2 protein-coding genes are annotated in these 2,155 nt (G+C 56.8%); one reads left to right on the forward strand and one right to left on the reverse strand.

The annotated features are described in order from the left end of the window. Positions 1 to 37: 37 nt before the first annotated feature. Positions 38 to 1,129, reverse strand: a complete 1,092-nt coding sequence (gene asd, locus RT018_RS12320; protein ID WP_312942420.1) for an aspartate-semialdehyde dehydrogenase — start codon at positions 1,127 to 1,129, stop codon at positions 38 to 40. A 188-nt stretch (positions 1,130 to 1,317) separates the two neighbouring features. On the opposite strand from asd, the gene RT018_RS12325 reads away from it, so the two are divergent. Next, positions 1,318 to 2,155 (forward strand): SpoIID/LytB domain-containing protein (locus RT018_RS12325; protein WP_312942423.1); only part of this gene is annotated, 838 nt, incomplete at its 3' end.

The following is a 2,155-nucleotide window of genomic DNA, read 5'->3' on the forward strand; positions in this document are numbered from 1 at the left end:
ACATTTGTGGGCAGGCGCTTTTCCTTTGCAGCATCTATTATTTGGCGGCAATATAGCCTTTTTTGCACAGAAGCTCTGCCAGCAGAACACCACCGCCGGCCGCGCCCCGCAGAGTGTTGTGACTCAGGCCAACGAACTTGTAATCATACTGGCTGTCCTCCCGCAGACGGCCGAGGGAAATCGCCATGCCGTGCTCCAGATTGCGGTCCAGCCGGGTCTGGGGCCGATCGGCCTCCTCGAAATAATGAAGGAACTGTTTGGGAGCGGAGGGCAGCGCCAGCTCCTGCGCGGGGCCGCGGAAAGAGGCCCAATCCTCCTTGATCTGCGCAATGGAGGGTTTGCACCCATCTTTGAATTTCATGAACACGGCGGCCATATGCCCATCCTGGCAGGCCACGCGGAAGCACTGTGCCGTGATGACAGGAGCGCTGGCAGTGACAATTTTTCCGTCTTCCACCTTACCCCAGACCTTCAAAGGCTCCTGCTCGGACTTCTCCTCCTCGCCGCCGATGTAAGGGATGCAGTTATCCACCATCTCGGGCCAGCGTTCAAAGGTTTTTCCTGCGCCGGAAATGGCCTGATAGGTGCACACCAGCGCTTGCTCCACGCCGTATTTTAGCAAGGGATGGAGTGCGGGGACATAGCTCTGGATAGAGCAGTTTGACTTTACAGCAATGAAGCCCCGCTTTGTGCCAAGGCGCCGCCGCTGGGCCTCGATGACCTCGAGATGCTCCGCGTTTAGTTCTGGCACGACCATGGGCACGTCCTCCGTCCAACGGTTGGCGGAGTTATTGGATACCACCGGGCATTCCAGCTTTGCGTATTTCTCCTCCAGTGCCCGGATTTCCTCCTTCTTCATATCCACGGCACAGAAGATGAAATCCACTTGGGCGGCAAGCTTCTCCGCGTCGGCTTCCGCGTCCAGAATAGTCAGTCCCTTGGCCCCCTCTGGAATTTCACCCTCCATGGCCCAGCGTGCGGCCACGGCCTCTTCGTAGAATTTTCCCGCGCTGCGCGCGCTGGCGGCCACGGCGGTAAGCTGGAACCAGGGATGGTTTTCAAGCAGGGTGACGAAGCGCTGGCCCACCATGCCGGTGCAGCCTACAACGCCCACTTTGTACTGTTTCATCAAGATTTGCCTCCTAAGTGATATGATTTAGCGGGAAACGTCGAATTACTGTTGAATGTAGGGCTTTCCTGTACTATAATATAAATGTATTGCGTTCAGCTGGACTTCTTGTTCACCTGTCGCGGACATTTGTATTATGGTAGCACTATTTTCTTATCCCGTCAAGGGAAAAGCTATGGGGAGGATGTATGAAAAAGCTATTGGGGATTCTGTCGATTCTCGTCATATTTCTTGCTCTTGGCACCGTTTCGGCCTCCGCCGCCGCGAACGGTACGGTGAAGGTGGGCTTGCGGTTTGGCAGTTCTGCCGTTTCCTCCGCGAATCTGGAAAATACCCAGAGCGGAGGCTATTCTCTTGGCTATTACGACGATGGGAGGAACTTTATTTCTCTTGGAAGCATTGCGCAAACAGCCATTACCATGCGTCCGGGGGCGGACCTTGGGAATTTTGACCAGTCAGGGCCTTACGGCTCCTTTGAGGAGGCGGCCTCTGCAGCGGCTGGCGTGGGCGGTTGGCCCGCTTATGTGAGCGGACAGTATTACGCCCGCCAGATAGGCGGCGGCAGCGGACACACGTCTACTGCTGTGGCGGTGACGGACACGTCGTCTTCCACGGTTCTCTTTGAATTTGACAGTCAGGGCATTTACAACCTCGGCGTTCTGCCGGTGGGAGGGCCCACCTGGTTCAAGGGCTACCGGTATGCCGGGGGCTTTGAATATCCCCGGGTCACAGGTGGGGGGCTGTATGTGGTGAACATGGTATCGCTGGAGGATTATGTGAAGGGCGTTCTTCCCTATGAAATGGGGAAGGGGTGGCCCGAGGCCGCATTGCAGGCTCAGGCCGTGTGCGCCCGGACCTACGCTTCTGTTACCTCCAAGCATTTAAACACCTATGGCTTTGATCTGTGCAACACCACAGACTGTCAGGTTTACAACGGGATAAACGCCGCCGGCGGAGACACGGATGCCGCAGTGGATTCCACGGCGGGACAGCGGGTATGGTTCCAGGGGGCACTTGCCGAAACGG

Source organism: Oscillibacter sp., from assembly GCF_032060045.1.
Classification (GTDB): Bacteria; Bacillota; Clostridia; order Oscillospirales; family Oscillospiraceae; genus Oscillibacter.